Here is a 1,230-nt window from a genome sequence, read left to right as displayed (position 1 = left end):
CACCGCCTCGTCGCTCAGCGTGAGGAAACCGAAGCCCAGGCCCGCGGAGACGTACAGCGCCCGCCCCGTGGCCTCGTCGAGTTCGACGGTCCGCCAGTCCCCGAACGTGGGCGACCCCACCCGGATGTCGACGACGGCGCCGAGCACCCTGCCGCGCAGGCAGCTGAAGTACTTGGCCTGGCCGGGTACGCCTCCGGCGAAGTGGATGCCGCGCAGCACCCCCCGGGAGGAGATCGCGCAGTTCGCCTGCCGCAGATCGAAGGGGTGGCCGACGGTGCGGCGGAAGGGCTCGTCCTGGAACCACTCGCGGAACGAGCCCCGTTCGTCGCGGAAGATCTTCTTCTCGTCCGTCCACGCTCCCGAGATCCCGATCGGCTTCATCGCTCGTCCCTTCTCTCGACGACTCGCGGGAGGCGGCCGAAGGGTCCGCCGGGCCCGTCGAAACGCCGCAGTCTAGGCGGGCGGCGCGGCGGACAGGGGCGTGCGGCGCCCGGCCGTCCCAGCTCAGCACACCGGGAGATGCAGGTCGGTGACACGCGACGTGACGATGCAACGGTCCGAGGCCCGGTTGCCCGGACGACGGCCCACAGGAGCCATCGGAGCCATCGGAGCCAACGGAGGCGGACCGCAGATGACCAAGCACGCCCGTGACCGCGCGGTTGTCCTCGGTGCAGGGATGGCGGGGCTGCTCGCCGCGCGCGTCCTGTCCGAGACGTACAAGGAAGTGCTGGTGATCGACCGGGACCGGTTGGGCGGCAAGGAGCAGCGCCGCGGTGTCCCGCACGGCCGCCACGCCCATGCCCTGCTGGCCAAGGGGCAGCAGATCCTCAACGAGCTCTTCCCCGGTCTCGACACCGAACTCACCTCGGCCGGGATCCCCGCCGGGGACATCGCGGGCAACCTGCGGTGGTACTTCAACGGCCGCCGGCTCCAGCCCTCGAACACCGGGTTGATCAGCGTCTCGGCCACGCGGCCCGAGCTGGAGTCCCACGTGCGCGACCGGGTCGCCGCGCTGCCGCAGGTGACGATCATGGACGGGTGCGTCATCCGCGGCCTGACCGCCTCGGCCGACCGCAGCCGCGTCACCGGCGTCGAGGTGGTCGACGAGTCGGGCACGGACACTCCCGCGCACCTGGAGGCCGACCTCGTCGTCGACGTCACGGGGCGCGGCTCGCGAACCCCCGCCTGGCTGGAGGAGTTCGGGTACGAGCGGCCCGCGGAGGACCGCTT

2 protein-coding genes are annotated in these 1,230 nt (G+C 72.0%); one reads left to right on the top strand and one right to left on the bottom strand.

The genetic code is table 11. The annotated features are described in order from the left end of the window. Positions 1–381: dTDP-4-dehydrorhamnose 3,5-epimerase family protein (locus ACFVUH_RS37445; protein ID WP_387918111.1), on the bottom strand; the 381-nt coding region annotated here is incomplete at its 3' end. A gap of 250 nt (positions 382–631) precedes the next feature. Here ACFVUH_RS37445 and ACFVUH_RS37440 point away from each other — a divergent pair. Further along, positions 632–1,230, top strand: a 599-nt coding sequence (locus ACFVUH_RS37440; protein WP_387918109.1) for an FAD-dependent oxidoreductase, incomplete at its 3' end; no start/stop codon positions are given.

Source organism: Kitasatospora sp. NPDC058032 (assembly GCF_042885845.1).
Taxonomy (GTDB): Bacteria; Actinomycetota; Actinomycetes; order Streptomycetales; family Streptomycetaceae; genus Kitasatospora.
Note: the sequence above shows the minus strand (reverse complement) of the source record. Positions and strands in the feature narration are given on the sequence as shown.